The sequence below is a fragment of the Actinomyces sp. HMSC065F11 genome (assembly GCF_001813085.1).
GTDB classification, from domain to species: Bacteria; Actinomycetota; Actinomycetes; order Actinomycetales; family Actinomycetaceae; genus Gleimia; species Gleimia europaea.
On sequence record NZ_KV811469.1, the window covers coordinates 1 to 365 of the forward strand.

1 protein-coding gene is annotated in these 365 nt (G+C 52.1%); it reads right to left on the bottom strand.

Going from position 1 to position 365, the window contains the following annotated elements:
* On the bottom strand, window positions 1–365 hold a 365-nt coding region (locus HMPREF2891_RS09630), incomplete at both ends, for a YPDG domain-containing protein (protein ID WP_186822277.1).

Here is a 365-nt window from a genome sequence, read left to right on the forward strand (position 1 = left end):
CCTTATTCAGCTTCGACCCATCCGGGAACGTAACCGTAATCTCACCAGTGGACTCATCAATCTCAACGACGTAGCCCTCAGGAGCCGTGAAATCACCATCAATAGCGAACTTCGAACCCTCAGGAGCGGTTACGTCCTTACCATCCTTATCAGTAAAGGACGGAGCAGACTTAGTCTCCACACCAGGAACAACCAACTTACCCTCATACGCAGGCTCGTAAATCGTGTTCTGGTTCGGGGACTTCGGATTGGTGTCGTCTTCCTTTTCCTTCTCGTCCGGAACGCCGTCGTTATCGTCGTCCTCGTCCTCGATGTCAGGCGTACCGTCGTTATCGGTATCCAGCTTGAAGTTCGCATCCGTCTTA